28 protein-coding genes and 1 other RNA gene are annotated in these 26,409 nt (G+C 71.0%); 21 read left to right on the top strand and 8 right to left on the bottom strand.

Going from position 1 to position 26,409, the window contains the following annotated elements; translation table 11 throughout:
- Position 1: 1 nt before the first annotated feature.
- The 4 genes from H9652_RS01595 to ssrA all read left to right on the top strand — a co-directional run bounded on the left by H9652_RS01595 (position 2) and on the right by ssrA (position 3,011).
- Positions 2 to 1,375, top strand: coding sequence for a peptidoglycan DD-metalloendopeptidase family protein (locus tag H9652_RS01595; protein ID WP_191794348.1), 1,374 nt, complete (start codon positions 2 to 4; stop codon positions 1,373 to 1,375).
- 117 nt (positions 1,376 to 1,492) lie between these two features.
- Complete coding sequence (gene smpB, locus H9652_RS01590) at positions 1,493 to 1,963, top strand: SsrA-binding protein SmpB (protein ID WP_191794347.1); 471 nt, start codon at positions 1,493 to 1,495, stop codon at positions 1,961 to 1,963.
- Between the two features lie 136 nt (positions 1,964 to 2,099).
- Entirely contained in the window at positions 2,100 to 2,513 is a 414-nt protein-coding gene (locus H9652_RS01585; RefSeq protein WP_191788878.1) for a hypothetical protein, read from the top strand.
- A gap of 129 nt (positions 2,514 to 2,642) precedes the next feature.
- Positions 2,643 to 3,011, top strand: a transfer-messenger RNA (tmRNA) gene (gene ssrA, locus H9652_RS01580).
- 91 nt (positions 3,012 to 3,102) lie between these two features.
- Here ssrA and H9652_RS01575 read toward each other — a convergent pair.
- From H9652_RS01575 to H9652_RS01565, 3 genes are all read right to left on the bottom strand, one after another.
- On the bottom strand, positions 3,103 to 3,483 hold the full coding sequence (locus H9652_RS01575; protein WP_191794346.1) for a hypothetical protein: 381 nt from the start codon (positions 3,481 to 3,483) through the stop codon (positions 3,103 to 3,105).
- Positions 3,476 to 4,450 carry a DUF4349 domain-containing protein gene (locus H9652_RS01570; protein WP_191794345.1) on the bottom strand — a complete coding sequence of 325 codons (975 nt, stop codon included), beginning with the start codon at positions 4,448 to 4,450 and terminating at the stop codon, positions 3,476 to 3,478. The genes H9652_RS01575 and H9652_RS01570 overlap by 8 nt, the downstream gene beginning before the upstream one ends.
- 213 nt (positions 4,451 to 4,663) lie before the next feature.
- The gene (locus tag H9652_RS01565; RefSeq protein ID WP_191794344.1) at positions 4,664 to 5,710 is read right to left on the bottom strand and encodes an LLM class flavin-dependent oxidoreductase; all 1,047 of its coding nucleotides are present in this window, start codon (positions 5,708 to 5,710) and stop codon (positions 4,664 to 4,666) included.
- 58 nt (positions 5,711 to 5,768) lie between these two features.
- Here H9652_RS01565 and H9652_RS01560 point away from each other — a divergent pair, with 58 nt between their 5' ends.
- The 9 genes from H9652_RS01560 to H9652_RS01520 all read left to right on the top strand — a co-directional run bounded on the left by H9652_RS01560 (position 5,769) and on the right by H9652_RS01520 (position 15,548).
- Positions 5,769 to 6,677 carry a PfkB family carbohydrate kinase gene (locus tag H9652_RS01560; RefSeq protein WP_191794343.1) on the top strand — a complete coding sequence of 303 codons (909 nt, stop codon included), beginning with the start codon at positions 5,769 to 5,771 and terminating at the stop codon, positions 6,675 to 6,677.
- Positions 6,678 to 6,851: 174 nt separating this feature from the next.
- On the top strand, positions 6,852 to 8,012 hold the full coding sequence (locus H9652_RS01555) for an ROK family transcriptional regulator (RefSeq protein ID WP_191794342.1): 1,161 nt from the start codon (positions 6,852 to 6,854) through the stop codon (positions 8,010 to 8,012).
- 134 nt (positions 8,013 to 8,146) lie between these two features.
- Complete coding sequence (locus tag H9652_RS01550; RefSeq protein WP_191794341.1) at positions 8,147 to 9,436, top strand: extracellular solute-binding protein; 1,290 nt, start codon at positions 8,147 to 8,149, stop codon at positions 9,434 to 9,436.
- A 157-nt stretch (positions 9,437 to 9,593) separates the two neighbouring features.
- The gene (locus H9652_RS01545; protein ID WP_191794340.1) at positions 9,594 to 10,547 is read left to right on the top strand and encodes a carbohydrate ABC transporter permease; all 954 of its coding nucleotides are present in this window, start codon (positions 9,594 to 9,596) and stop codon (positions 10,545 to 10,547) included.
- On the top strand, positions 10,544 to 11,473 hold the full coding sequence (locus H9652_RS01540; RefSeq protein ID WP_404821983.1) for a carbohydrate ABC transporter permease: 930 nt from the start codon (positions 10,544 to 10,546) through the stop codon (positions 11,471 to 11,473). The genes H9652_RS01545 and H9652_RS01540 overlap by 4 nt, the downstream gene beginning before the upstream one ends.
- A gap of 1 nt (position 11,474) precedes the next feature.
- Positions 11,475 to 12,455, top strand: coding sequence for an ROK family protein (locus H9652_RS01535; RefSeq protein ID WP_318243935.1), 981 nt, complete (start codon positions 11,475 to 11,477; stop codon positions 12,453 to 12,455).
- Positions 12,455 to 13,237 carry a glucosamine-6-phosphate deaminase gene (gene nagB, locus H9652_RS01530; protein WP_191794339.1) on the top strand — a complete coding sequence of 261 codons (783 nt, stop codon included), beginning with the start codon at positions 12,455 to 12,457 and terminating at the stop codon, positions 13,235 to 13,237. Before H9652_RS01535 ends, nagB begins: the two co-directional genes overlap by 1 nt.
- Before the next feature lie 113 nt (positions 13,238 to 13,350).
- The gene (locus H9652_RS01525; protein ID WP_138823974.1) at positions 13,351 to 13,701 is read left to right on the top strand and encodes a DUF3039 domain-containing protein; all 351 of its coding nucleotides are present in this window, start codon (positions 13,351 to 13,353) and stop codon (positions 13,699 to 13,701) included.
- A gap of 62 nt (positions 13,702 to 13,763) precedes the next feature.
- Entirely contained in the window at positions 13,764 to 15,548 is a 1,785-nt protein-coding gene (locus tag H9652_RS01520) for a DEAD/DEAH box helicase (RefSeq protein WP_225227594.1), read from the top strand.
- 105 nt (positions 15,549 to 15,653) lie between these two features.
- Here the strand turns inward: H9652_RS01520 and H9652_RS01515 are convergent, their stop codons facing one another.
- The gene (locus H9652_RS01515; RefSeq protein ID WP_191794337.1) at positions 15,654 to 17,045 is read right to left on the bottom strand and encodes a nicotinate phosphoribosyltransferase; all 1,392 of its coding nucleotides are present in this window, start codon (positions 17,043 to 17,045) and stop codon (positions 15,654 to 15,656) included.
- A 206-nt stretch (positions 17,046 to 17,251) separates the two neighbouring features.
- Between H9652_RS01515 and clpS the strand changes: the two genes are divergently transcribed.
- The 7 genes from clpS to rdgB all read left to right on the top strand — a co-directional run bounded on the left by clpS (position 17,252) and on the right by rdgB (position 21,746).
- Positions 17,252 to 17,515 carry an ATP-dependent Clp protease adapter ClpS gene (gene clpS, locus H9652_RS01510; protein ID WP_246857946.1) on the top strand — a complete coding sequence of 88 codons (264 nt, stop codon included), beginning with the start codon at positions 17,252 to 17,254 and terminating at the stop codon, positions 17,513 to 17,515.
- On the top strand, positions 17,515 to 18,165 hold the full coding sequence (locus H9652_RS01505; protein ID WP_191794336.1) for a DUF2017 family protein: 651 nt from the start codon (positions 17,515 to 17,517) through the stop codon (positions 18,163 to 18,165). Before clpS ends, H9652_RS01505 begins: the two co-directional genes overlap by 1 nt.
- A gap of 145 nt (positions 18,166 to 18,310) precedes the next feature.
- Positions 18,311 to 18,466 (top strand): hypothetical protein, encoded by a 156-nt coding sequence (locus H9652_RS01500; protein WP_168210118.1) that lies wholly within the window; start codon positions 18,311 to 18,313, stop codon positions 18,464 to 18,466.
- Positions 18,467 to 18,635: 169 nt separating this feature from the next.
- On the top strand, positions 18,636 to 19,439 hold the full coding sequence (gene murI / locus H9652_RS01495) for a glutamate racemase (protein ID WP_030151552.1): 804 nt from the start codon (positions 18,636 to 18,638) through the stop codon (positions 19,437 to 19,439).
- Positions 19,439 to 20,287, top strand: coding sequence for an MBL fold metallo-hydrolase (locus H9652_RS01490; protein ID WP_191794335.1), 849 nt, complete (start codon positions 19,439 to 19,441; stop codon positions 20,285 to 20,287). The genes murI and H9652_RS01490 overlap by 1 nt, the downstream gene beginning before the upstream one ends.
- Before the next feature lie 20 nt (positions 20,288 to 20,307).
- Positions 20,308 to 21,066, top strand: a complete 759-nt coding sequence (gene rph / locus H9652_RS01485; protein ID WP_191788891.1) for a ribonuclease PH — start codon at positions 20,308 to 20,310, stop codon at positions 21,064 to 21,066.
- A 14-nt stretch (positions 21,067 to 21,080) separates the two neighbouring features.
- Complete coding sequence (gene rdgB / locus H9652_RS01480) at positions 21,081 to 21,746, top strand: RdgB/HAM1 family non-canonical purine NTP pyrophosphatase (RefSeq protein WP_191794437.1); 666 nt, start codon at positions 21,081 to 21,083, stop codon at positions 21,744 to 21,746.
- Between the two features lie 66 nt (positions 21,747 to 21,812).
- On the opposite strand, the gene H9652_RS01475 is transcribed toward rdgB, so the two are convergent.
- A complete protein-coding gene (locus H9652_RS01475) occupies positions 21,813 to 22,226 on the bottom strand; it encodes a DUF3054 domain-containing protein (protein WP_191794334.1) in 414 nt (137 codons plus the stop codon).
- A 135-nt stretch (positions 22,227 to 22,361) separates the two neighbouring features.
- Between H9652_RS01475 and H9652_RS01470 the strand changes: the two genes are divergently transcribed.
- Positions 22,362 to 24,062: an ABC-F family ATP-binding cassette domain-containing protein gene (locus tag H9652_RS01470; RefSeq protein ID WP_191794333.1), complete on the top strand. Its 1,701-nt coding sequence runs from the start codon at positions 22,362 to 22,364 to the stop codon at positions 24,060 to 24,062.
- A gap of 12 nt (positions 24,063 to 24,074) precedes the next feature.
- Here the strand turns inward: H9652_RS01470 and ppk2 are convergent, their stop codons facing one another.
- The 3 genes from ppk2 to H9652_RS01455 form a co-directional block, all read right to left on the bottom strand.
- Entirely contained in the window at positions 24,075 to 24,953 is an 879-nt protein-coding gene (gene ppk2 / locus H9652_RS01465; protein WP_191794332.1) for a polyphosphate kinase 2, read from the bottom strand.
- A 90-nt stretch (positions 24,954 to 25,043) separates the two neighbouring features.
- Positions 25,044 to 25,742: a Pr6Pr family membrane protein gene (locus H9652_RS01460; RefSeq protein ID WP_318243933.1), complete on the bottom strand. Its 699-nt coding sequence runs from the start codon at positions 25,740 to 25,742 to the stop codon at positions 25,044 to 25,046.
- On the bottom strand, positions 25,739 to 26,308 hold the full coding sequence (locus H9652_RS01455; protein ID WP_030151560.1) for an NUDIX hydrolase family protein: 570 nt from the start codon (positions 26,306 to 26,308) through the stop codon (positions 25,739 to 25,741). Before H9652_RS01455 ends, H9652_RS01460 begins: the two co-directional genes overlap by 4 nt.
- Between the last annotated feature and the right edge of the window lie 101 nt (positions 26,309 to 26,409).

Raw genomic sequence — 26,409 nt, 5'->3', positions numbered from 1 at the left:
CATGTCCCAGCTGACCCGACGCCTCGCCGCGGGCGGAACCGCCCTGCTCCTTCTCCTGGGAACCGCTGTCGCCGCGACGGCCGACGACCTGGACGACCAGCGCGCGGCCGCGGAACGCCGACAGAGCCAGGCGCTCAAGGACCGCGAAGGTCTCGAGTCGCAGCTCGAAGGTACCGACGCAGAACTTGCCCAGGCGATCCTCGACCTGCAGACCATCGAGGGCCGTCTCCCGGTGGCACAGGCAGAGCTCGACACGGCGACGGCCGAGCTGGAGCGCACCCAGCGCGAGGCCGCGCAGCTCGAGGTGCGTCTCCAGGACGCTCAGGCCGAGGAAGAGGCCATCAGCCTCGACATCCAGGAGTCCGCGGGCAAGGCGAGCTCGGCGAAGTCCAGCATCGCCGAGATGGCGCGCCAGGCCTACCGGGGGCAGGGGGAGGTCAGCGGGCTCGGCATCGTGACCGGGGCACAGAGCACCGAGGACTTCATCGAGCAGTACGCGATGTCGACGACCGCGGCCCGCACGCAGGCCCGGACCCTCACGGACCTCCAGGAGGCCGAGTCGATCGCACGCAACCGGGAGGCTCGGCTGACCGCGATCCGCGAGACGATCGCGGACCTGAAGGTCCAGGCCGACGAGAACGTCGTCGCGGCCGATGCCGCGCGGACGGCGGCGGCCGACCGCAAGGCCGAGATCGAGGGACTGATCGTCGAGCAGCAGGCGAAGCAGGCGACGATCGAGTCGCGCAAGGACGCCGCGATCGCCCAGATGGCGGCCAACGAGCAGGCGCAGGCGGCTCTGACCACCGAGCTCCAGGGCATCATCGCGGCCCAGACCGAGCGTGACCGGAAGGCCGCCGAGGAGGCGGCCAAGCAGCCGCCGCCCGCCACGGGCGGCGGGTCCGGTGGTGGGGGCGGCTCCGGCGGTGGCTCCGGTGGGGGCGGCGGCGGTGGCGGTGGCGGGGGTGCCTCGACCGGCAAGTTCCTGTCCTACCCGACCGCCGTCCCGCACATCACCTCTCGCTACGGGATGCGCCAGCACCCGGTGCTGCCGAACACGTACCGGCTGCACGCGGGCACGGACTTCCGCGCCTACTGCGGCACCCCGATCTATGCCGCCGCGGGAGGCACGGTCCTGTTCGCCCGGCCTTACGGCGGCCTCGGCAACCAGGTGATGATCAACCACGGCACCGTCAACGGGTCCAACCTCATGACGAGCTACAACCACCTGTCGAGGTTCGCCGTCCGCGCGGGCCAGAGCGTCTCGAAGGGCACCCTCGTCGGGTACTCGGGCACGACGGGCACCAGCCAGGCCTGCCACCTGCACTTCGAGGTGTACGTCAACGGCGGGACGGTCGACCCGGAGAGCATGCTCTGACGTAAAGACCTACGGGTCGCGGGCCGAACTCGCGTAACCTGGGACGTCGCGCCGCACGGCGCGGGTGGGCCCGTCCTGGGCGCACCACGGAGCTCGAGCAGATCGGAAGATGCCCTCATGGCGAAGGAGACTGGCCGCAAGATCATCGCCAGCAACCGCAAGGCCCGCCATGACTATCTGATCGTCGACGTGTTCGAGGCCGGGCTCGTCCTGAGCGGCACCGAGGTCAAGGCCCTGCGCCAGGGCCGGGCCTCGCTGCTCGACGGCTACGTGGCCGTCGACGGCGGCGAGGCCTGGCTCGAGAACGTGCACATCCAGGAGTACTCGCAGGGGACGTGGAACAACCACGCCCCCCGCCGCAAGCGCAAGCTGCTGCTGCACAAGGACGAGATCCTGCGGCTGGAGGCGAAGTCCCGCGAGAAGGGCTACACGATCGTGCCGCTCTCGCTGTACTTCCTCGACGGCCGCGCGAAGGTCGAGATCGCGCTCGCGCAGGGCAAGCGGGAGTACGACAAGCGTCAGGCGCTGCGCGAGCAGCAGGACAACCGCGAGGCGCATCGCGCGATGCGCCACCGGCAGAACCGGTGACGTGCGCGCGAGGGTGAGCGACGTCGTCGGGCGCCGTGGGCCGGGAGGTGACGGCGCTCGGCGGGTGGACGTGCATCCGGCTGCCCGACGACGTAGCGTCGCAGGGTAGTCGTCGTCACCTTGCCGAGGAGGCCCCGTGGTCAAGCTCCGTCAGTACATCCCGCGCGTCGCAGCAGGCGCATTCATCCTCAACTCAGGGCTCACCAAGCGTGGCGCCGACGAGGCCACCGCGCAAGGCATCCACGGGATGGCCGCCGGGACGTTCCCGTTCCTCGAGGACCAGGACCCCGTGCAGTTCACCAAGGCGCTGTCCACGACCGAGATCGCGCTGGGCACGGCCCTGCTCGTGCCGTTCGTGCCGACCGGTGTGGTCGCGCTCGGGCTGGGCGCCTTCTCCGCCGGGCTCGTCTCGATGTACCTCAAGACGCCGGGGATGACCGAGCAGGACGGGATCCGACCCACCCCGCAGGGGATCGGTCTCGCCAAGGACGTCTTCCTGCTGGGTATCGCCGGTGGGTTGCTCGTCGACGCGCTGAGCCGCAAGAAGTAGCACCGGAAATACGGTCGCCCACGGTGGTGTTGATCCCGTAGGCTGGTACCACTGACCCGGTGTCGAACCGGACGGACGCCACAGGCGGACGGACGGGGTGGTGCTCGGCCGGTGATTGACAACTGCACAGGGGGTGATCGGTTTCGACGGTGGTCGTGCTTCGAGGAGAAGCGGGCCGAGGATGCAGACTTATCTCGTAAACGACGTCTGCAAACCAATAGGTGCCGATTCCAAGCGCACCGACTTCGCACTCGCCGCCTGAGCGAGTCTTCGAAGTCCGTCAGCCCGGGGTTGCTCTCGCCCCGGTTCCTGGCGTCAGCTAGAGAGCCACTGCTTACGACGTTCGTCATCGGCGGCGTAGGGACTCTTAGATGACTGAGCCCGTCAGCACCTTGTCTGTGTGAGTGCTGGGGCCGAGAAAATCAACAGCAGACTGCGCCCGGAGAAGTCCTGGATTTGCGCCACCGGACCGGGGTTCGATTCCCCGCACCTCCACCACGTCGCCCTCGGGCGGCGCATCACCCCAGTTGTCACGACGAAGGGCCGCCCCACGGGGCGGCCCTTCGTCGTCGTACCGGCCGTCGACCGGTCACGACCAGCCGTTCGCCCGCCAGGCCGCCGCCGCGTCGTCGCCGTCGAGCCACTCGATGCGCAGGGTGTGGTCGGCGAGCTCGAGGCGACCGGCCTCCCAGGCGTCGATCTCCCGACCGCGGAGATCCGCGACGTGCCGGTCCTGGTCGTCGCTGAAGGCGTCCGTGCGGTCGGGGTCGTCGAAGTGGACGCGCCACTGCAGACGCTCCTCGGGGTTCACGTAGGTCGGGAAGGAGTGTGGCCCCACGGTCTCCCAGTGCGTGCAGACCCGGGTCACGAGGTGCCCGACCGGGGCTGCGCCGTCGTACAGGCGACCGACCCGTCGCCGGTAGGTCTCCAGGCGCCGATCGTGCTGCTCGACTGCCGACGGTTCAACCACGGCGACCACCCGACCCGGCGAGGTGGGCGCTCTCGTCGCTGTCGCCCCCTCCGCCGTCCCCGCCGTCGCCCGGGGACGAGGCGCCGCCCTCGGGTCCGGCGAGCGGGGCGGCACCCGGGCGCCTGGCCCGCAGGGCCTTCAGAGCGGCTCGCACGACGAGCAGCACGAGCATGGCGGACACGAGCCAGGGAAGGAGTGCGCCGACGGCGACGACGAGCGCGTTGAGCGCGACCAGCAGGGCGGCCCAGCCGGCCGCGAGGCCTCCGAGGAAGCCGGCCGGCCGGATCGTCACCTCGGGATCCTGCGAGAGGACCTGGATCGTCAGGGTGGACATGTCGACCCGGTCGGTGAGCGACGAACGTTGCGACTGGAGGCTCTCGAGCTCCGCCTGCCGTGCCGTGAGCTCCTTCTCGGCCGCCAACAGGTCGGCGGTCGTGGCGGCCTCGCCCATGAGCGTCTGGAGGCGGGCGACAGAGGTGCCGAGCGCCTGGATGCGTGCGTCGAGGTCGATCGCCGTCGCGGTGACGTCCTGGGCGTCGAGGGTCACGTCCTGGACCTCACCGATCCCGTCCAGGGCGTCGACGGTCGCCGTGACCTTGACGGCCGGGACTCGGACCGTGAGGCTGCCGAAGGCCTGGCCGTCCTCGCCCGCATGCTCGGCACGACTCTCGACGCGGCCCCCGGCGGTCTCGACGAGCTCGCTGATGGCCTGGACCGCTGCTCGCGGGTCGGGGGCCACGACGGTGAGGTCGCCCGTGGTGATGACCTCACGGTCCTCGTCGGGGACCGACGCGCCGACCAGCCCGGGCCCGCCGTCGGCGGCGTCCTGCGCGACGCTGTCCTGGCTGATCGCTCCGGCGGCGTCCGACGCCCCGGTGCCGCGGTCCGTGGCGGAGCACCCCGCGAGCAGGAGGCTGCCGAGGAGGGTGACCGTGATGATCGACGGAGTGCGGGGCGAGGTGCGCATGCGACGACACTAGGTGGGGGTTCGCCCGGAGGGCGGTGGTTCGGGCGGATCGTGACCGTGTTGTGAACTCCCCGACATCGCACCGATACACGGCATCGTGCGGGGCGCGTGCCGCGCGTGGGTCCGCGATCTCGTGCCCCGATCCGCGGGAACGCTTCCATCCCCGGAGACCCGCCGTGCGCCTCGGCCGGGTGCAGGGCGGGTCGTCGCGGCCTAGCCGAGCGCCTCCCGGACGCGCGGCGCGACCTCGGTGCCCAGCAGCTCGATCGCGCGCAACGACTCCTTCTGGGGGACTCCGGACAGGTCCATCTGGAAGATCTGGCGGTCGTGGCCGAGTGCGCCGTGCAGCTCGACGATGCGCTCCGCGATCTCCTCGGGAGCACCGATGAAGTACGCCCCGCCGCGCGCGGCCGTCGCCTCGTAGGAGATGCGGTTCGGCATGGGGAAGCCGCGCTCCGCCGAGATCTTCTTCATGTTCTGCAGGTAGTACGGGTAGAAGAAGTCCCGCGCCTGCTTGCCGTCGTCCGCGAGGAATCCCATGGTCGACACCGAGACCTCGAGCGCGGCGGCGTCGTGCCCGGACTGCGTCGCGGCGCGGCGGTACAGGTCGACCAGCGGGGCGAACTGCGCGGGCTTGCCACCGATGATGGCGTAGTTGACGGGGAGGCCGAGGACGCCCGCACGTACCGAGGACTGCGGGTTGCCGCCGGTGGCGATCGCGATGTCGAGGTGCTCGCCGCGCCCCGGCTTGTCGAACGGACGGGGCAGGATCGTCGCGTCCTCGAGCGGCGGGCGGAACTTGCCCGACCACGTCACGGGACCGCCCTCGTCGAGCAGGCGCAGAAGGACGATCTTCTCGTCGTAGAGCGCGTCGTAGTCGTCGAGGTCCGCCCCGAAGAGCGGGTAGGACTCGATGAAGGAGCCGCGGCCGGCGAGCAGCTCCACGCGCCCGCCCGAGTACTGGTCCATCGTCGCGAACTGCTGGTAGACGCGCACGGGGTCCTCGGTCGAGAGGATCGTGACGGCGCTCCCGACCGTGATCCGCTCGGTCTGGGCGAGCGCCGCGGCGATCATCGTGGAGGGGGAGGAGATCGCGTAGTCGGGCCGGTGGTGCTCGCCGATGCCGGCGTAGTCGAGCCCGACCTCGTCCGCGAGGCGGATCCGCTCCAGCACGTCGCGCAGTCGCTGGGACACCGGCATCTGCTCGCCGGTCGTGGGGTCGGGGGCGTTGTCGCCGAAGGTGTAGAAGCCAAGTCGCATGTAGATGCAAACGTATGGAGCAGGGGGATATTCCCTGCCGCATGAGCGAGGATGAGGCGTGCTGATCTGCTGCGGGCTCACGACGTTGGACATCACCCAGGTGGTGCACGCGCTACCCGGTCCCGACGAGAAGGTCGTCGCGACTTCACAACGCGCGACGTTCGGCGGACCTGCGGCGAACGCCGCCGCGACGGCGGCGGCGCTCGGGGTGCCCGTGCGCCTCGTCACCGCCATCGGCGCGGGGATGCTCGCCGAGGTGGTGCGCGCCGACGTGGTCGCGACCGGGGTCGAGCTGATCGACGTGACGACGGGCGGGCCCGCCGTCCCCGACGGTGAGGCGAGAGGGCCCGCGGTGTCGACGGTCCTGGTGACGGCCGGGACGGGCGAGCGTGCCGTCGTCAGCACGAACGCCACGGGCCGTCCGGTCGCCGCGGGGGACGAGCGCGCGGTGAGCGGAGTCTTCGACCTGGTGCGGCCGGGGGGCGTCGGAGGACGAGAGCGCGACGTGCTGCTCCTCGACGGGCATCACCCTCGCCTCGCGCACGCTCTCGCGGTACGAGCGCGCGAGCTGGGGGTCCTCGTGGCGCTCGACGGCGGCTCGTGGAAGGACGGCACCGCAGAGCTGATCGCGCTGTGCGATGCGGTGGTGCTCTCGCAGGACTTCAGGATGCCCGGCGGGGACGTCGGCCGGGTGCTCGAGGACGTCGCGGCCCTGGGCCCGGGCTTCGTCGCGCGCTCCCGTGGGGGCGCTCCTGTCGAGGTGCTCGACGGCGTAGTCCGCTCCTACCTCCCTGTGCCGCCGACGGGTGCCGTGGTCGACACCCTGGGGGCGGGGGACGTGCTGCACGGTGCGTTCGCCGCGGAGGTGTCCCGAGGGCGGTCGTGGGTCAGCGCGCTACGGGAGGCCGTGGCCGTCGCGAGCCGTTCCGTGACGTACGAGGGCGCCCGCGGCTGGATCGGACGCTGAGGCCCGCGAGGACGACCGGTCCCTTCGGAACAACGGCATCTCGCGGCTCCCGTGTGGTCTGACCTCCACGGGCCCCGGGGGGAAACCGCAGCGGCCCGAACGAAGTACAACGGTTTGGTCTCGACGCCTCGGACAGGTTGACATGCGCTTAGTAAAGGAGGTCTACTAACAAACATGACAACGGCAGTCACGCGAAGTGCAGTCACACGGAGAGGTCTGAGCACAGGTCTCAGGCCCACCTCCAAGGTGCTTCCCGAGCACGCACGCGCGCACAACCGTTCGCTCGTCCTGCAGCACCTCTTCCACGAGGGGCCGACGTCCCGTGCGGACCTTGCCCGAGCCACCTCGCTGACGAGGGTCACCATCTCCGACCTGGTCTCGGTGCTCATCGCCGAGGGACTCGTCGAGGAGCTGGGAATCCGTCCCGGCCAGCGCGTCGGCAAGCCTGCCATCCTCATCGGGATGCGCACGAGCGCCTATCAGATCGTCTCGGTCGACCTCACGGACGACGCTCTCATGCGTGGTGCCGTGATGTCCCTGACGGGTGACTTCGTGGTGCGGCAGAGCCTGCCGATCGAAGGACGTGCGGGCACCGAGCTCGTGGACCTCCTGACGCGCTTCTGCCGAGGGCTCATCGCCGTCGCGACGCGTCCGGTGCTCGGTGTGGGCATCGGCTCTCCGGGGGTCGTCGACAGCGAGGGACGGATCGTCGAGGCGCCGAACCGCCGCTGGTACGACGTCGCGCTCGCGGAGCAGCTCAGCGAGAGCCTGGCGCTGCCCGTGCACGTCGCCAACGACGCGAACATCGCCGCCCTCGGTGAGTTCACGTTCGGCGGCGCGGACGGCACCGGCCTCATGGTCCTCACCGTCGGCGAGGGGGTTGGCGCGGGCATCATGCTCGACGGGTCCCGCGTGCGTGGGGCTGCCGACGCGGCCGGCGAGCTGGGCCACGTGACCGTCGTCGACGACGGTCTGCCCTGCGCCTGCGGCCGGTCGGGCTGTCTCGAGACCGTTCTCTCGGTGCCGGCTCTGCGCCGTGCCGTCGACGGCCTCGACAAGGAATCTTCCGATGCCGTCCTGGCCTCGGTCGGCAGGCTCCTGGGCATCGCCCTCGCGCCTGTTGTGTCAGCGCTCAACCTCGGCGAGATCCTGATCAGCGGTCCGGCGGACCTGCTCGACGGTCCTCTGCGCGACGCAGCGATCGACACCATCAACGCTCGAACCATGCCGGCCATCAACACCGGCCTCGAGCTCCGGATGGCTTCTCTCGACGAGGACGTCGTCCTCGCCGGGGCGGCAGTCCTGATCCTGTCCGGCCAGCTGGGCGTCTCATGAGCTCTGCTCCTGAGTCCCCGACGGGCTGAACCGGTCCTGCAGTAATCCCAGTAGCAGTACCGCAGTACCTCCCGTATCACCTCAGGTGGTGTCATCGACGCCGCCACTTCGAATTACCGAGAGGAAGTACCCCAGTGAAGAGGAACCGCCTCGTCGCCACCACGGTGGCTTCGACGATCACCCTGGCGCTCGCCCTGACCGCCTGTGGCTCCGGCGACTCCGGCTCCGGCGACGGCGCCTCCGGCGAAGCCAAGTCCGGTGACATCCGCGTCTGGCTCGTCGGCACCGACACGCCGCAGGAAGCCCGCGACTACCTCAAGACGACGTTCGAGAAGGAGAACGAGGGCTCGACCCTCACGATCGAGGAGCAGTCCTGGACCGGCCTGGTCGACAAGCTCACGACCTCGCTCGCCAGCTCGGACAGCCCCGACATCGTCGAGGTCGGCAACACCCAGGCCCCGGCGTTCACGTCGGCCGGGTTCTTCAAGGACCTGACCGGTGAGTTCGACACCCTGGGCGGCGAAGACCTCCTCCCCGCGTTCGTCGACGCAGGCACCTACGACGGCAAGTTCTACGCCGCTCCGTACTACGCCGGTTCGCGTGCGGTCTTCTACTCGCAGCAGGTCGTCGGCGACGGCTTCAAGGTTCCCACGACGCTCGACGAGTACGTCACGCAGGGCAAGGCCCTCACGACCGAGACGCGCTCGGGCATCTACTGGCCCGGCCAGGACTGGTACAACGCTCTGCCCTTCGTCTGGGAGAACGGCGGCTTCATCGCCGAGGAGAAGGACGGCAAGTGGGAGGCCGGCTTCTCGTCCGAGGGCGGCATCCAGGGTCTCGAGCAGGTCCAGGACATCATGAACACCGCCTCGCGCGCGCCGAAGGACGGTCAGGAGACCGACCAGCAGGTTCCCTTCTGCGAGGGCAACATCGGCTTCCTCTCGGCCCCGATCTGGGTCCAGTGGTCGATCAAGGCTCCGGCTGACGCCAAGGCCCCCGGCTGCCCCGACACCTACGGCGCCGACCTGCACGCGTTCGCTCTCCCGGGCAAGGAGGCCGGCAAGCCCGCGGTCGTCCTCTCCGGTGGTTCGAACATTGCCATCGCGTCGAAGTCGAAGAACCCTGACCTCGCGCTCAAGGCGTACGAGATCATGCTCAGCGACGGCTACCAGAAGCTCATGGCGGCTGAGGGCCTGATCCCGGCGAAGATCTCGCAGGCCGAGTTCCTCCCCGCAGGGGAGATCATCGAGGCCGGCGCGGCTGCCGCCGCGACCGCGAAGGGCGTCCCCGCGTCGCCGAAGTGGGCTGACGTCGAGGCCAAGCGCTACCTGCAGGACGCGTTCGTCCAGATCGCCCAGGGTGGCGACGTGAAGGCGATCGCCGAGAAGCTCGACCAGCAGATCGAGGAAACCCTCAACAGCTGATCCCACGGGGCCCCTCCGTGAGGAGGGGCCCCTGTCAGATGCCGCAGGGGTGGGAGTTCCGCGGAGCTCCCACCCCTCGGCATGACTGGCCCTGCGCGCACCACCTGTACCTGCACGGTCCTGCTCGAACCGTGCAACCCCTCGACGGAGTGAGAAAATGAGCTCATCCACCCTCGAGTCGTCCCCAGCGGTCGAGCTGAAGGACACTCTCAAGCCCCCGAAGAAGCCGTCGGCCAAGCTGCCGTGGCTGTTGCTGGCCCCCAGCCTCCTGGTCCTGGCCGTCATGGTCGGCTACCCGCTCGTCAACCTCTTCATCATGTCGTTCCAGAAGTACGAGCGCGCCCAGCTCATGGGCGTGCCTGCTGAGTGGGTCGGCTTCAAGAACTACACCGACACGCTGGCCGACCCGGTGTTCTGGACGGTCCTGGCCCGCAGCTTCGCCTTCATGGTGGTCTGTGTCTTCCTGACCATGGCGATCGGAATCCTGCTCGCCCTGCTCATGATGCGCCTCAACAAGTTCTTCCGGCTGCTCGTGTCGGTCGGGCTGCTGCTCGCCTGGGCCATGCCGGCCCTCGCAGCGGTCATCGTCTGGGGCTGGATCTTCGACACCCAGTACGGCGTCGTCAACAACATCCTCACGAAGATCACCGGCGACAACTGGATGGGCCATTCCTGGCTCATCAACCCGTGGATGTTCTTCCTCGTCGCCACGCTCATCATCGTCTGGCAGAGCGTCCCGTTCGTCGCGTTCACGATGTACGCAGGCCTGACGCAGGTGCCCGGCGAGGTCCTCGAGGCCGCATCCCTCGACGGCGCGACGCCGGCACAGCGCTTCCGGCTGATCATGGTCCCCTACGTGCGCAGCATCATGGTCGTGCTCATCATCCTGTCGATCATCTGGGACCTGCGCGTCTTCACGCAGATCTTCGCACTGCAGGGTATCGGTGGCATCGCCGACAAGACCAACACGATCGGTGTGTACATCTACCAGATGGGCATGGCGCAAGGGCACTACGGCTCCGCCAGCGCGATCGCCGTCATCCTGGTGTTCATCATGATGGGGATCTCGTACTACTACGTGCGGCAGACCATCAAGGAGGAGGAGCTGTGAGCACCCTCAACCCCACTGTCACGGGCACGGCCACCGCAGCGCCCCGGTCCTCCGGGAGCGGCCCGCGCCGGACCCGCGAGGGGCAGCGCAAGAAGGTCTCGAACGCGATGTACAGCGTGATCGCCGTCATCGTCTTCCTGTGCTCGGCCTTCCCCGTCTACTGGATGATCAACTCGTCGTTCCTGCCGACGAACCTCATCCGCAACAAGGACCTGACCTACTTCCCGGGTTCGGCGTTCACCTGGCAGAACTACGAGGACGCGATCTTCAACCAGGAGCGCGCGCCCTTCCTGCCCGCACTGGGCAACTCGGTCATGGTCACCTTCTTCGTGCTGGTGATCTCCATGGTCCTGGCCTTCATGGCATCCCTTGCCGTGACCCGGTTCAACTTCAAGGGCCGCAAGGCGTTCATCGTCGCGATCCTCGCGGTGCAGATGATCCCGGGCGAGGCCATGATGATCTCGATCTTCCGGATCGTCGACGGGTGGCAGCTCCTCAACACGATCATCGGTCTGGGCATCGTCTACCTGTCGGGTGTGCTGCCGTTCACGATCTGGACGTTGCGAGGGTTCGTCGCAGGTGTGCCGGCCGAGCTCGAGGAGGCAGCCATGATCGACGGCTGCTCGCGCTCGAAGGCCTTCTGGAGGATCACCTTCCCGCTCCTTGCCCCTGGCCTCGTGGCGACCGGAGTCTTCGCGTTCATCCAGGCGTGGAACGAGTTCGTGATGGCGCTGATCATCATGACGCGTCCCGAGTCGATGACGCTCCCACTGTGGCTGCGGACGTTCCAGCAGGCGACCCAGGCGACGAACTGGGGCGGGCTGATGGCCGGATCGGTGCTCATCGCGATCCCCGTCGTCATCTTCTTCCTGATCGTCCAGGGACGTATGACCGGTGGCCTCGTCTCGGGTGCGGTGAAGGGCTGACGTGAGCGAGGTGAGAACGGCTGCCTCGTCGCTCGGCGAGGCAGCCGCCCTGCCCGGCGGCCACTCGGTCGGCCTGGACGTCGGAGGGACCAAGGTCCTCGGCGTCCTGCTCGGACCGGACGGCTCGATCGAGGGGTCGGTCAAGCTGCCGACCGTTCGAGGCCCGCAGGGTGTGGTCTCCAGTGCCGCCCGAGCAGTCCGGTCGCTGACGGACGCGGCAGGCCTCGAGCCTGCCGCGCTCGCGGGGCTCGGCCTCGGGGTCCCCGGGCTCGTCGACCCGCAGAGCGGGTCCGTGATGCACGCGGTGAACCTGGGGATCGAGGGCGAGCCGTTCGCGCTCGCCCACGAGCTGTCGTCGATCTTCGGGGGAATCCCCGTGGACGTCGACAACGACCTGAACGTCGCGGCGCTCGGTGCTTCGCACGCGATGGGTGCCGACGGCCAGGACCTGGCGTTCCTCGCTCTGGGAACGGGGCTCGCGGCCGGCATCGTGCTGGGAGGGCGGCTCCGCCGTGGCGTGAGCGGGGCAGCGGGCGAGATCGGACACATCCCGATCAATCCCGACGGGCCGTTGTGCGCGTGCGGACAGCGCGGATGTGTCGAGACCTACGCCTCGGGCACCGCGCTCAGCGCTCGCTGGCCTTCGCAGTTCGGCCGCCCGGCACCGCTCGAGCTCTTCGAGGCGGCTGCGGCCGGGAACCCCGAGGCTCTCAGGATCAAGGGCGAGTTCGCTGCTGCCGTGGCGAGCGCTGTCCGTATCCTCGAGCTGACGGTCGACGTCCGGCACGTCGTCCTCGGAGGTGGCGTGACCGGTCTCGGTCAGCCCCTTCTCGACGCCGTGCAGGAGGCCCTGGTCGCCCAGGCGAGCACGTCGCCGTTCTTGTCCTCGCTGGAGCTGGAGAAGCGTGTCTCCTTGGCCCCCAGTGATGTGCCCGTTGCCGCGGTGGGAGCAGCCATCGCCGGCCGTAGGAAGGTGTCCTGATGGAAGTTGTGATTGCGCCCGCCGATCAGCTCGCGGTGCTTGCCGCCGAGGCGATCGACAGGCTGCTTCGTGCCAAGCCGACCTCGGTGATCGGTCTTGCGACCGGGTCGAGCCCGCTCAAGGTGTACGACGAGCTCGTCCGTCGCCACACGGAGGAGGGGCTCTCCTTCGCCCAGGCGAAGGCCTTCATGCTCGACGAGTACGTCGGGATCGCGGAGGACCACCCGGAGCGCTACCGCAACGTCATCGAGAAGGAGATCGTCTCGCGCGTCGACTTCGCGCCGGACGCCGTGCAGGGTCCTGACGGGAACGCCGAGGACCTGGTCGCGGCGTGCGCCGACTACGAGCGCAAGATCGTCGACGCAGGCGGTGTCGACCTGCAGATCCTGGGGATCGGCACGGACGGGCACATCGCGTTCAACGAGCCGGGGTCGTCCCTCGCCTCACGGACGCGCATCAAGACGCTGACCGCGCAGACCCGTGAGGACAACGCTCGCTTCTTCGGCGACGACCTCGCGCAGGTGCCGCAGCACTGCCTCACGCAGGGCCTGGCGACCATCATGTCGGCCAAGCACCTCGTGCTCCTCGCCTCGGGCAAGGGAAAGGCGGAAGCCGTCCACCAGCTCGTCGAGGGCCCTGTGTCCGCGATGTGGCCCGCGACGGTCATGCAGATGCACCCGCACGCGACCGTCCTGGTGGACGACGCCGCGGCATCGCGTCTGCAGCTCGGCGACTACTACCGCCAGACGTTCCTCTCGAAGCCGGAGTGGCAGGGTCTCTGACCGACCCCACCTCGGCAGGCCGCGCAGGCCTGACCCACAGTCGCCCGTCGGTTCCGATCACGCCCCTGGTCGGAGCCGACGGGTTTCTCCTTCCCCGACGTAGACTCGAGATCATGATCGAACCCCTGACCCTCCCCACCAACGGACCTGCGGCAGGCAGCCCGTCCGGACCGGAACCGATCGTCCCGGACAGCGACCCGAGCAGCGGGACGTCGACGAGCGTCCTCGAGCGCACGGAGACCACGGCGGAGGTCGAGCCCGGGGATCACGAGCGTTTCGCGCACTACGTGCGCAAGGAGAAGATCATGCAGTCGGCGTTGTCCGGCAAGCCCGTGATCGCGCTCTGCGGCAAGGTCTGGGTTCCCGGACGGGACCCCAACAAGTTCCCCGTGTGCCCCACGTGCAAGGAGATCTACGACGGCCTTCGCGCCCCGCAGGACGGCGAGGGTGATTCCGGCAAGTGAGCGGGCAGCCTCTCTCGAACTCGTCCGCTCGCCCGTCCTCCAACCTTCCCCCGTCGGCTCCGCTGGGGGCGTCCTCGGCCGCGGCGTCGCACCTGTCGCCGGCCTTTCCTCGTCGTGCCCCGTGGGGCACGGCGTCCAAGCTGCGTGCGTGGCAGGCCGAGGCGCTCGAGCTCTATCGCACCCGCTCGCCGCGTGACTTCCTCGCGGTCGCGACCCCTGGCGCGGGCAAGACGACGTTCGCGCTCCGCGTCGCGACCGAGCTCCTCGAGCAGGGGGTCGTCCGTCGTGTGACGGTCGTCGCGCCGACCGAGCACCTCAAGCACCAGTGGGCAGATGCCGCCGCTCGCGTGGGTGTGCGCATCGACCCGAACTTCCGCAACAGCCAGGGCCGCCACGGGTCCAGCTATGACGGGGTCGCGCTCACGTACGCCCAGGTGGCCGCCAAGCCTGCGCTGCACACCGCGCGGACCGAGGCCGAGCGGACCCTGGTCATCCTCGACGAGGTCCATCACGGTGGCGATGCCCTGTCGTGGGGAGAGGCCGTCCGGGACGCGTTCGAGCCCGCGACCCGTCGCCTCGCCCTGACCGGTACGCCGTTCCGCTCGGACACGGCGGCGATCCCGTTCGTGACGTACGAGCGCGGCGCCGACGGCATCCGCCGGTCGGCCGCGGACTACACCTACGGCTACGGCGACGCGCTGCGCGACCACGTCGTGCGCCCCGTGATCTTCCTGTCGTACTCGGGGCAGATGCGCTGGCGCACCAAGTCGGGCGACGAGGTCAGCGCCCGGCTCGGCGAGGCGCTCACCAAGGACATGACGGGCCAGGCCTGGCGCACCGCTCTCGATCCGGACGGCGAGTGGATCCCGTCGGTGCTCGCGGCGGCCGACAAGCGTCTGACCGAGGTCCGCCGGGCGATCCCCGACGCGGGAGGCCTGGTCATCGCGACCGACCAGACCGACGCTCGTGCCTATGCGGGTCACCTGGCCCGCATCACGGGCAGGTCGCCGACGGTCGTCCTGTCCGACGACGACGGCGCGAGCGGACGCATCGACGAGTTCTCGGACGGTGACGGTCGGTGGATGGTCGCCGTCCGGATGGTCTCCGAGGGCGTCGACGTGCCGCGGCTCGCCGTGGGCGTCTACGCGACGTCGACCGCGACCCCGCTCTTCTTCGCCCAGGCCGTGGGCCGCTTCGTGCGTGCTCGCAGGCGCGGCGAGACGGCGTCGGTGTTCCTGCCGAGCGTGCCGCACCTGCTCGCATTGGCGAACGGCCTGGAGCTCGAGCGTGACCACGCGCTCGACCGGCCGCTCACGGCCGAGGAGCAGGGGGACATGTACAACCCCGAGGACGCGCTCATGGCCGCTGCCAACCGGGAGGACAAGGCGTCCGACGATCTCGCGGACGGCATGCAGGGGTCCTTCCAGGCGCTCGAGGCACAGGCGTCGTTCGACCGCGTGCTCTTCGACGGTGGCGAGTTCGGGACGGAGGCGGACGTCGGCTCGGACGAGGAGCAGGACTTCCTCGGGCTGCCCGGCCTGCTCGACGCGGACCAGGTGACGAGCCTGCTGCGCCAGCGTCAGGCCGACCAGATGTCCGCCCGGTCCAAGAAGTCCCGGGCGGCCGAGGTCGAGCGCAGCGAGCTCGACCACCGTCGCGCCGCTGAGCTGCGCAAGGAGCTCTCGCAGCTCGTCGGCGCGTGGGCGCGTCGCAGCGGGCAGCCGCACGGCACGGTGCACACCGAGCTGCGTCGCCGTTGCGGTGGGCCCGAGGTGCCGCTCGCGACCGTCGACCAGCTCGATGCGCGGGTCGCGGTGCTCCGAGGCTGGTTCGTCGGCAAGAAGTAGGGGGACCTCGGCACGCGGGGTCCGTTCCCGTACGAGAGGGCCTGCACGCGCGTCGAGCGTGCAGGTCCTCTGTCGTCCTCGCGGGCACCGCGGTGCCCTGGGGGGTCATCCCAGCCGGCGGGTCACGCTCGGCAGCGCAGGGTCGCCCGCGGAGAGGCGTCGCGCACCGCGGGGCAGCTCGGCCCGGGCCTCGGCGTGCCGTCGCGCGGCGTTGTGGACCCCGTAGGCACCGATCCAGCGCGAGTCGACGGCGCCGTCGCCCACGAGGGGCACATGCAGCGGGCGCAGGTTCTCGTCGTCACCGGGCTCCCAGGCGGCGACGACGTCGTCGGGCCCCGTGACGAGGACCTCCGCGACGGCCCTGCCGTCCTCGCCGTACTGGCGTGCCGCCGCCTTTCGTCCTCCCGTGCTCGTCTTGAGCGTCGAGGCCTTGGCGACCGGCTGCAGGACGCCGTCGGCGTCGGAGCGGGCGACGAGCTTGTAGACCATGCCGCACGTCGGGGCTCCCGAGCCGGTCACGAGCGAGGTGCCCACGCCGTAGGCGTCGACGGGGGCCGCGGCCAGGGCGGCGATCGCGTACTCGTCGAGGTCGGACGTGACGGTGATGCGGGTGCCGGTCGCGCCGAGCCCGTCGAGCTGCTTGCGCACCTCGACCGCCTGGATGCCGAGGTCGCCCGAGTCGAGGCGGACCGCGCCGAGCCCCGTGCCTGCCGCGGCGATGGCGTTCTTGACGCCCTGGCGGACGTCGTAGGTGTCGACGAGGAGCGTCGTGCCGACCCCGAGAGAGGCGACCTGTGCCGCGAAGGCGGAGCGTTCGTCGTCGTGCAGGAGCGTGAACGCGTGCGCGGCGGTGCCGATCGTCTCGATCCCGTACCGGCGCCCGGCCTCGAGGTTCGACGTCCCGGCGAAGCCCGCGACCGCGGCCGCGCGGGCCGCGGCGACCGCGGCCAGCTCGCTCGCCCGGCGCGAGCCCATCTCGAGGCAGGGGCGGTCGACGGCGGCGCTCGTCATGCGCGACGCCGCGGACGCGACCGCGGAGTCGTAGTTGAGGATCGACAGGACGAGTGTCTCGAGCAGGACGGCCTCGGCGAACGTGCCCTCGACGACCATCACGGGGGACTGGGGGAAGAACACGTCGCCCTCCGCGTACCCGGTGATCGAGCCGGTGAAGCGGTAGCCGGCGAGGTAGTCGAGCGTGCGGTCGTCGACGACGCGCGCCTCCTGGAGCCAGGCGAGCTCGAGGTCCGTGAAGCGGAACGTCGCGAGCGACTCCAGGACGCGGCCGGTGCCCGCGAGGACGCCGTAGCGCCGGCCGGCGGGCAGCCGGCGCGTGAAGACCTCGAACAGGCAGTGCCGGTCGGCGGTGCCGTCCGCCAGCGCTGCCTGCAGCATGGTGAGCTCGTAGCGGTCCGTGAGCAGCGACGTCTGCGCGGACGGTGCGAACGGGGAGGTGCGGGCGGCCGGGGCGTCCGTGCCCGGGTGGTCTGCGGGACTCATGTGCCCAACCTAGGGCAGACGGCGGCGCCGTGGCGCGCGTCGGGCGCCGATGGACAGGCGCGGCGCCCTGCCGGGCGGCGCGGGCCTCCCACCAGGCCGTGGACCCTCCCACCTGGTCGTGGACATGGCGCCGCCGGACTTCACCCACCACATAGAGTGGGGGAGTGACTGGAACGGCGACCGCGGGGCCCCGCCTCGACGAGGAGATCGACACGCGGGAGGGGCTGTCCCTCGCCGACACCTGGGTGACGCTCGTCTGGAACGACCCGGTGAACCTCATGAGCTATGTGACGTACGTCTTCGAGAGCTACTTCGGGTACACGCAGCAGAAGGCGAGGACGCTCATGCTCCAGGTGCACCAGGAGGGGCGTGCGGTCGTCTCGTCGGGCGGCAGGGAGAAGATCGAGGTGGACGTGCAGGCGATGCACGAGTTCGGGCTCTGGGCCACGATGCAGCGGAGCGGGGAGTAGTGCGGCCCTTCCGGCGGGCGCGGCGTGGGTACGTCGCGGAGCTGAGCGCCTCGGAGCGCCTCGTGCTCGCCCACGTCGTGGGCGACGTCGTGGAGCTCCTGCAGGAGCAGACCGGCACGGTTCCCCCGGAGGATCCTGAGGCGTCCCGGATCGAGGGGGTCGCGCCGTTGGCGGCGCCTCCCGAGGAGGTGCGGGCCCCTACGGACCCGGCGGTGCGTCGCCTGCTGCCGGACGCGTCGCGCGAGGACGGTGAGGTGTCGGCGGAGTTCCGCCGCTTCACCCAGGGCGACCTCGTGGCGGAGAAGGCCCAGCGGCTCCTGCTCCTCGCGGACCTGCTGCTCGCGGGCGTCCCGCAGGACGCCGAGGCGTTGACGCCGCTGATCGTCCGGCCCGACGACGCCCGTCGCGTCGCGGGAGCACTCACCGACATCCGGGTCGTCCTCGCGGAGCGCCTGGACCTGCGCACCGACGACCAGGTCGAGGACCTGCACGACGAGCTGCTGGCGCGTGAGGAGTCGGGGATCGAGCCTCCGGAGGAGGCCCCGGACGCCGCGCGGCGCTTCCTGGCGAGCGTGTTCCTGCTCTCGGGATGGTTGCAGGAGTCGTTGGTCGAGCTGATGCTCGCCGAGGTGCGTCGCGCGCCCCGCTGACTCCTGCCCGCGGGCACGGCCGTCTATCACGCTTATAAGCCGCTCGCGAGATTTGTGTCAAGATGCGAGGGGGGTGAAGTGGTGCCACGATTGTCCTGGTTGAACCGGGGCGTCCGCGTCCCGGCCGAGAGAATAGAGGGACAACATGCCTACGTGGCTCATCATCCTGCTCGTCGGAGTCGTGCTGCTCGTGTTCGGTGTGGCGGTCGAAGCGGCGAAGTTCCTGATCTGGCTCGGCATCATCGTGCTCGTCGTCAGCCTCGTGGTGGGGCTGATCGGACGGGGCAAGGCGAAGGTCTAGGCGACCCGGGCCGCTGCCTGACGGCAGCGACCCGGGGCCGGGACCGAGGGCGTCGCACACTCGTGCGGCGCCCTTCGTCGTGCCGTGACGCATGCTTGTGGTCGGTCCCACAGGCCTGTGCGGGCAGCGCGAACGCCCTTTCCTGCGACCCGGCACTAGGCTCGTCACCGTGAACGACGCACCCATCGGCATCTTCGACTCGGGAGTCGGGGGCCTCACGGTCGCCCGCTCGATCCTCGACCAGCTGCCGAACGAGTCGCTGCTGTACATCGGTGACACGGCGAACAGCCCCTACGGGCCCAAGCCGCTCGCCGCGGTCCGGGCCATGGCGCTCTCGATCATGGACCAGCTGGTCGACGAGGGCGTGAAGATGCTCGTCATCGCGTGCAACACGGCGTCCTCCGCGGTCCTGCGCGACGCCCGGGAGCGGTACACGGCGCGCTACGGGCTCCCGGTCATCGAGGTGATCCTGCCCGCGGCCCGCCGCGCGGTCGCCGCGACGCGCACGGGCAACATCGGGGTGATCGGGACGCGCGCGACCGTCGAGTCCCGTGCGTACGACGACGCGTTCGCGGTGGCCCCTGGGCTGCGGCTCACGTCGCAGGCGTGCCCGGAGTTCGTCCGCCTCGTCGAGGCGGGCGTGACGTCCGGGCCCGAGGTCCTCGAGATCGCGCACGAGTACCTGGCCCCGATCCGTGCGGCAGGTGTCGACACCCTGGTCCTGGGGTGCACGCACTACCCGCTCCTGACCGGCGCGATCTCCTACGTCATGGGCGAGGAGGTCACGCTCGTCTCGAGCGCCGAGGAGACCGCGAAGGACGTGTACCGCACGCTCGTCGCGCACGGGCTGGAGCGCTCGCGCGAGGCGGGCGCCCCGCAGCACCGGTTCCGGGCGACGGGCAGCGCCGAGCCGTTCGACCAGCTCGCGCGCCGCTTCCTCGGGCCCGAGGTCTCGCTCGTGGAGGCCGTCTGATGCGCCTGGTCGTCATCGGCTCCTCGGGTTCGTTCGCGGGTCCTGAGTCCCCGGCCTCCTCGTACCTCGTCCAGGTGCCCGACGACGTCTCACCGGACGGGCGCGAGTGGAACCTTCTGCTCGACATGGGCAACGGCGCGCTGGGCGCCCTGCAGCGGTTCGTCGACCCGCGCCGGCTCGACGCGATCGGGCTGTCCCACCTGCACCCCGACCACTTCGTCGACGTGTGCGGGCTGTACGTCTACCTCAAGTACCACCCGGACCGTGCGGCCGCTGCGGCCACGGCGTCTCCCGCGCCCCCCGGTGACGCGGACGGCGAGGGGGCGCTGCCCGTCTGGGGGCCGTCGAACACGGCCGAGCGCATCGGGGCGGCCTACGGCCTCGAGGCGGGGGAGTCGATGGAGTCGCAGTTCGCGTTCCGGGCCTGGGAGCCGGGGCAGGTCGTCACGGTGGGGCCGCTGGAGATCGAGCCGTTCCGGGTCTACCACCCCGTCGAGGCCTACGGCGTGCGGGTCACGGGGCCCTCGAGCCTGGTCCCGGGCGAGCGGGTCACGCTCGCCTACACGGGGGACACCGACGCGTGCGACGCCGTCGTCGAGCTCGCACGTGGCGCCGATCTCCTGCTGGCCGAGGCCGCGTTCCAGGAGGGGCGGGACGACGCGGTCGACCGCGGCATCCACCTGACGGGCAGGCGTGCGGGCGAGGTCGCGACGGCGGCCGGCGCCCAGCGGCTGGTCCTCACGCACCTGCCGGCCTGGAACGACAAGCAGGCCGCGCGCGACGAGGCCACGGCGGTCTACGCCGGGCCGGTCGACCTCGCGGCGACGGGTCGGGTCTTCACGCTCTGAGGCCCGGATAGGCTGGCTCCATGACTTCAGCCTCCACCTCCCAGACCGTCCGCGCGGACGGTCGCACGCCCGACGAGCTCCGCCCCGTCACGATCACCCGGAACTGGCTCGACGCCGCCGAGGGCAGCGTGCTCGTCGAGTTCGGGCGCACGCGCGTGCTGTGCGCGGCCTCGTTCACCGAGGGCGTGCCGCGCTGGCGCAAGGGCTCGGGGCAGGGCTGGGTCACGGCCGAGTACTCGATGCTGCCGCGTGCGACCAGCACCCGCAGCGACCGCGAGTCCGTCAAGGGGCGCATCGGCGGGCGCACGCACGAGATCTCGCGCCTCATCGGGCGCTCGCTGCGCGCGGTCATCGACGTCTCGGCGCTCGGTGAGAACACGATCGTGCTCGACTGCGACGTCCTGCAGGCCGACGGGGGCACGCGCACCGCGGCGATCACGGGCGCGTACGTCGCGCTCGCGGACGCGGTGACCTGGGGCAAGAAGCACGGGGCGATCAAGGGCGGCAAGAAGGTCCTCACGGACTCGGTCTCCGCGGTGAGCGTCGGCATCATCGACGGCACCCCCATGCTCGACCTGCCCTACGTCGAGGACGTGCGCGCGGACACGGACATGAACGTCGTGGTCACGGGATCGGGCGACTTCGTCGAGGTGCAGGGCACGGCCGAGCATGCGCCGTTCAACCGCACCGAGCTCGACGTGCTCCTGGACCTCGCCCTGCGCGGCACGTCCGAGCTCGCGATCATCCAGCAGCTCGCGCTCGACGAGGCGTCGCGGTGAGCGCCGCATCCGGCGTGAGCGTCCCCGCGGGGGCCCGGCTCGTCCTGGCGACCCACAACGTGGGCAAGCTGGGCGAGCTCCGGGCGATCCTGGCCGCGCAGCCCGGCCTGGACCTGCCTGCGCAGGCCGTGGTCTCGGCGCGCGAGGTCGGGGCCCCGGAGCCCGTCGAGGACGGCGTGACGTTCGCCGAGAACGCGCTCATCAAGGCCCGCGCGCTCGCTGCGGCGACCGGCCTGCCGGCCGTGGCCGACGACTCGGGTCTCGCGGTCGACGTCCTGGGCGGTGCGCCGGGGATCTTCTCCGCGCGCTGGTCCGGCCGGCACGGTGACGACCGGGCGAACCTCGACCTGCTGCTCGCGCAGCTCGGCGACGTCCCGGCGGAGCACCGCGCGGCGGGCTTCGTGTGCGCGGCCGCGCTCGTGACCCCGGACGGGGGAGAGTGGGTGCGCACGGGCGAGATGCGCGGCACGCTCCTGACCGCCCCGCGTGGCGAGGGCGGGTTCGGCTACGACCCGATCCTCCTGCCCGACGGCGAGACCCGGTCCGCCGCCGAGCTCTCGGCCGAGGAGAAGAACGCGATCAGCCACCGTGGCCAGGCCTTCCGTGCGCTCGCGCCGCTGGTCGTCGCGGTGCTGACCGGGACGAGCGTCGACGAGCCGCAGGTCCAACCGTCCCGCTGACCGACATGTCGGAGCGGACGTGACCGCACGGTCACGCCCGCTCCGGCACGTCCGCGAAGTGGTCGCCTACCGGCGCCCGCGGACCCTGAGCACCAGGCTCGCGACGAGCCGCCAGCCCACGAGCGTCGCGAGCAGGAACGCCGCCGACACCACGAGGAACGCGGTCGCGAGCCCCTCGCCCGTGGCCCAGCGCAGCGCCATGCCCACGACCCACGTCGTGACCCACAGCACCAGCCCGGTCGACCAGGCCGCGAGGGGGCGGCGCCAGGCGCGCAGCAGGACCCATCCGGCGGCCAGCCCCACGAGGAACGGCCACGCGATCGTCAGGACCGCGGCCAGCGGGCTGTCCGCGGAGTGCGTCGCCCGACCGCCGGCCGCGAACGCGAGGACCGCGACGACGTCGAGCACGACGGCCAGGGCGACGACGCCCGTCCGGACGGTCGAGCGGGGCGTGGTGGAGGCGGTGGGCGTCGAGGTCATGGCCACGACGCTACCCGAGGGTGGCCCGAGCACGGCTGCCCGCCGGGTGGTGCACGGTCCGCGTCCACGGGGCGGGACGTGGGCAGGCAGGAGGGAAGGGAGCGCCCGCCCTCCTGCTCCCTCTAGGGTTGACCCGTGCACCTGGCTGTCGACGACCTCTCCTTCTCCTACCCCGGACGCCCCGTCCTCTCGGGCGTCTCGCTACGCGTCGGCGCCGGTACGCGGCTCGGCGTCGTGGGGGAGAACGGTACGGGCAAGTCGACGCTCCTGGGGGTCCTCGCCGGGACGCTGGCCCCGAGCGGGGGCGAGGTGCGCCGTCAGGGCTCGCTCGCGGTCGTCGAGCAGGAGCTCGTCCCGCAGCCCGGCCAGACGGTCGGGGACCTGGTCCGCGACAGCCTCGCGACCGTGCGCGCGGTGGGGGCCGAGCTCGACGCCGTGACACGCGACTTCGACCACGAGCACGGCAACCTCGCCGAGCTGTCCGACGTCCTGGCCCGCGCCGAGCACCTGGCCGTGTGGGACGCGGACCGTCGCGTCGAGGTCGCGCTGTCCCGGCTGGGGGCCTGCCGCGACCCACGGCGTGAGCTCTCGACGCTCTCCGTGGGCGAGCGCTACCGCGTGCGCCTCGCGTGCCGCCTGGCCGAGCGCAGCGACCTGCTCCTGCTCGACGAGCCGACCAACCACCTCGACACGAGCGGCATCGACTTCCTCACGGGCGAGATCGTGGCCTGGGGAGGCGGGATCGTCATGGTCACGCACGACCGCCAGCTGCTCGACGACGTCGCGACCGAGATCCTCGACCTCGACCCCGCGATGGACGGCAGGCCCGTGCTGTACGGGCAGCCGGGCTACCTCGCGTACCGCTTCGCCAAGAACCAGGCCCTGCACCGGTGGCGCCAGCGCTACCGCGCCGAGCGCAAGCGCGCCGAGAAGCTCGCCGAGCGGCTCGACGCCTCCTACGAGGGGCTGTCCGACGAGTGGCGTCCCGCCAAGGGCAGCCAGAAGCACCGGCGCGCGACGCACGCGCGCATCCACGTCAAGGCGGCGGACCGCCTCGTGCAGAAGCTCGAGGCCGAGGCCGTCGAGGTCCCGGTCCCGCCGCTCGAGCTGCGCTTCCCGGACCTGCTGGCCATGTCGCCAGGCTGGTCGCCCGACACCCCGCTGCTCGAGGTGCGCAGCCCGCGCGTGGACGCCACGCCGCACGAGGAGGGCGCCACCCCCGCAGGCCTGCCCGACGGCGGCACCCCCGCGGCACCCGCCACCGTGCCCACGGGCGCCCGGCTCGACCTGCCCGGGACGCGCATCGCGATCCCGCCGTCGGGTCGGCTGCTGATCACCGGACCGAACGGCTCGGGCAAGTCGACCCTGCTCGCGGCGCTCGCGGGCACGGTCGGCCTGGACCGGGGAACCAGGACGGTCGCCGACGGTGTGCGGGTCGGGATCGTCGCGCAGGAGGGCCCCGCGCTGCCGCCGGGCGCCGAGGAGCGCACGGGCTTCGAGGAGTACGCGCAGGAGGCGCTCGACCTGCTCTCGGCGGGCACGCTCGACCCGGACTACCTGGTGCCGGTCGCGTTCCTCGGGCTCCTGACGGAGGAGGACCTCGACCGGCCGCTGCGCGAGCTGTCCGCGGGGCAGCGTCGCCGGTTCGACCTGGCCCGCGCGCTGCTCGCGGTGCCGCACGTCCTGCTGCTCGACGAGCCGACGAACCACCTCTCGATCGACCTGGTCGACGAGCTGACCCAGGCGCTGCGCGTCACGCCTGCGGCCGTGGTCGTCGCGACGCACGACCGCAGGATGCGCGAGGACTTCGCCGACTGGCCGACGCTCGAGCTCTAGCCGGCGGCGGCCTCAGAACCCGTTCTCGGGGTCGCCCAGGAGCTGGGCGACGTGGTCCGGGACGTAGTTCGCGAGCTCGCGCGGGGGACGCACGTAGTCGCCCGACGCCGGCGGGCGCTCGGGCAGGACGACCTTGTCGTGCGGCACGTCGACGTAGGGGATCGTCGAGAGCAGGTGCGAGATCATGTTGAGCCGGGCGTTCTTCTTGGAGTCCGACTCGACCACGAACCACGGGCTCTCGGGCACGTCGGTGTGCGCCATCATCTCGTCCTTGGCACGCGAGTAGTCCTCCCAGCGGTGGATCGACTCGAGGTCCATGGGGCTCAGCTTCCACTGGCGCACCGGGTCCGAGAGCCGTGACCGGAAGCGCTTGAGCTGTTCGCCGTCCGAGACCGAGAACCAGTACTTGCGCAGGATGATCCCGTCGTCGATGAGCATCTGCTCGAAGACGGGGGTCTGCTGCATGAAGCGGTCGTACTCCGCGGGGGTGCAGAAGCCCATGACCTTCTCGACGCCCGCGCGGTTGTACCAGGACCGGTCGAACAGCACGATCTCGCCTGCCGCGGGCAGGTGGGCGATGTAGCGCTGGTAGTACCACTCCGAGCGTTCGCGCTCGGTCGGCGTCGGCAGGGCGGCGATGCGCACGACGCGGGGGCTCAGGTACTGCGTGATGCGCTTGATCACGCCGCCCTTGCCGGCCGCGTCGCGCCCCTCGAAGATCACGACGACGCGCGCCCCGGTGGCCTGGGTCCACTGCTGGAGCCTGACGAGCTCGGCCTGCAGCCGGAACAGCTCGGCCTCGTAGACCTCGCGGGACAGCGAGCGGCGCTCCTGCTTCCTCGACTTCTTCGACTTCTTCGTCGTGCTCGACTTCTTGGACGTCTTCGACATGGCGTCACGCTACCGCTGCGGCAGGACGACGCGGGCAGGACGCGCGAGACGCCCGTGGGCGGCAACGGCCAGGGCTGGCCGGCCCCTCGGTCAGCGCCCCACGGCGGCGGGCGCAGGCCTCAAGCGCCGGTCGACCCAGCCGAGCCCTGCCGCGAGCAGCAGGAACACCACGGCCACGACGCCCGTGTTGAGCAGCGCCTGCGGGTACCCGATCTCGGTGACGTCCATGAACGGGTACGGGTACCACTGCGAGAACGCGCCCTGCACGAAGACGTAGACGATCCACGCGAGCGGCGCGAGGACCGACCACCAGATCGTCGCGGTGTCGATGCGTGGCCGCGGCCCCACGACGAGCCACCCCACGACCGCGAGCAGCGGTCCGGCCTGGTGCATCAGCAGGTTCGTGAACATCCCGGCGACGCTCAGCTCCTGGAGGCCGGCGAGGACGGTGTTGTAGACGATGCCGGTCACGGCGATGCACAGCAGCGCGTCGAGCCGCGCAACGCGGAACACGCGTCCGTCCCGCAGCGGGTCCACGAGCAGCAGCGCGCACGTGACCCCGACCAGGAGGTTCGACAGGATCGTGAAGTAGCTGAAGAAGTGGACGACGAGATCCGTCGACGTGTCGCCCGGGAGCGGTCCGCGCCCGAGCGTGCCGAAGAGCTCCCAGACGACGCCGACGAGCGCCATGGCTGCGACGACGCCGTGCCACCAGCGGGCCGCGGCCGGTCCGCGCAGGCGGTCGCCCACGCCTCGGCCCGACGACGCCGTCACGGGAGCCGAGGTCACGAGAGGCGGCCGACGTATGCCATGGCCTGCCGCAGGAGCGTGCCCTGCCCGCCGTGCATCTCGAGCTGCACCTGGTCGCTGCACGCCTGCTCGGGCGTGAGCCACGCGAGCTCGAGCGCCTGCTGCTGCGGCTGGCAGTCGCCCGAGACGGGGACGACGTACGCGAGCGAGACCGCGTGCTGGCGAGGGTCGTGGTACCCGGTGATGCCGGGCGTGGGCAGGTACTCGGCGACCGTGAAGGGCTGCGGGGACGCCGGGACGTGGGGCAGGGCCACGGGACCCAGGTCCTTCTCGATGTGCCGCAGCAGCGCGTCGCGGATCCGCTCGTGGTACATCACGCGCCCCGACACGAGCGCCCGGGTCATCTGCCCCTCGGGCGTCACGCGCAGCAGCAGCCCGACGGCGACCACGTCGCCCGAGTCGTCGACCCGGACCGGGATCGCGTCGACGTAGACGAGGGGGAGGTGGGAGCGTGCGGCCGCGAGGTCCTCCGCGCTCAGCCACCCGGCGGGCTGGGGGATCTCGCGGGAGAAGTCGTCGGGCGGGAAGTCGGCGGTGTCCGTCACCTGACTGTTCTACCACCCGGGACGCGGACTCGCGCTGAACCCGGTGGGCGGGGCCCGGGCCCGGGGCGCGGGGGGGGGCCCGCCCCCGCCCCCCCCCCCCG

The organism is Oerskovia rustica (assembly GCF_014836555.1).
Taxonomy (GTDB): domain Bacteria; phylum Actinomycetota; class Actinomycetes; order Actinomycetales; family Cellulomonadaceae; genus Oerskovia; species Oerskovia rustica.
Note: the sequence above shows the minus strand (reverse complement) of the source record. Positions and strands in the feature narration are given on the sequence as shown.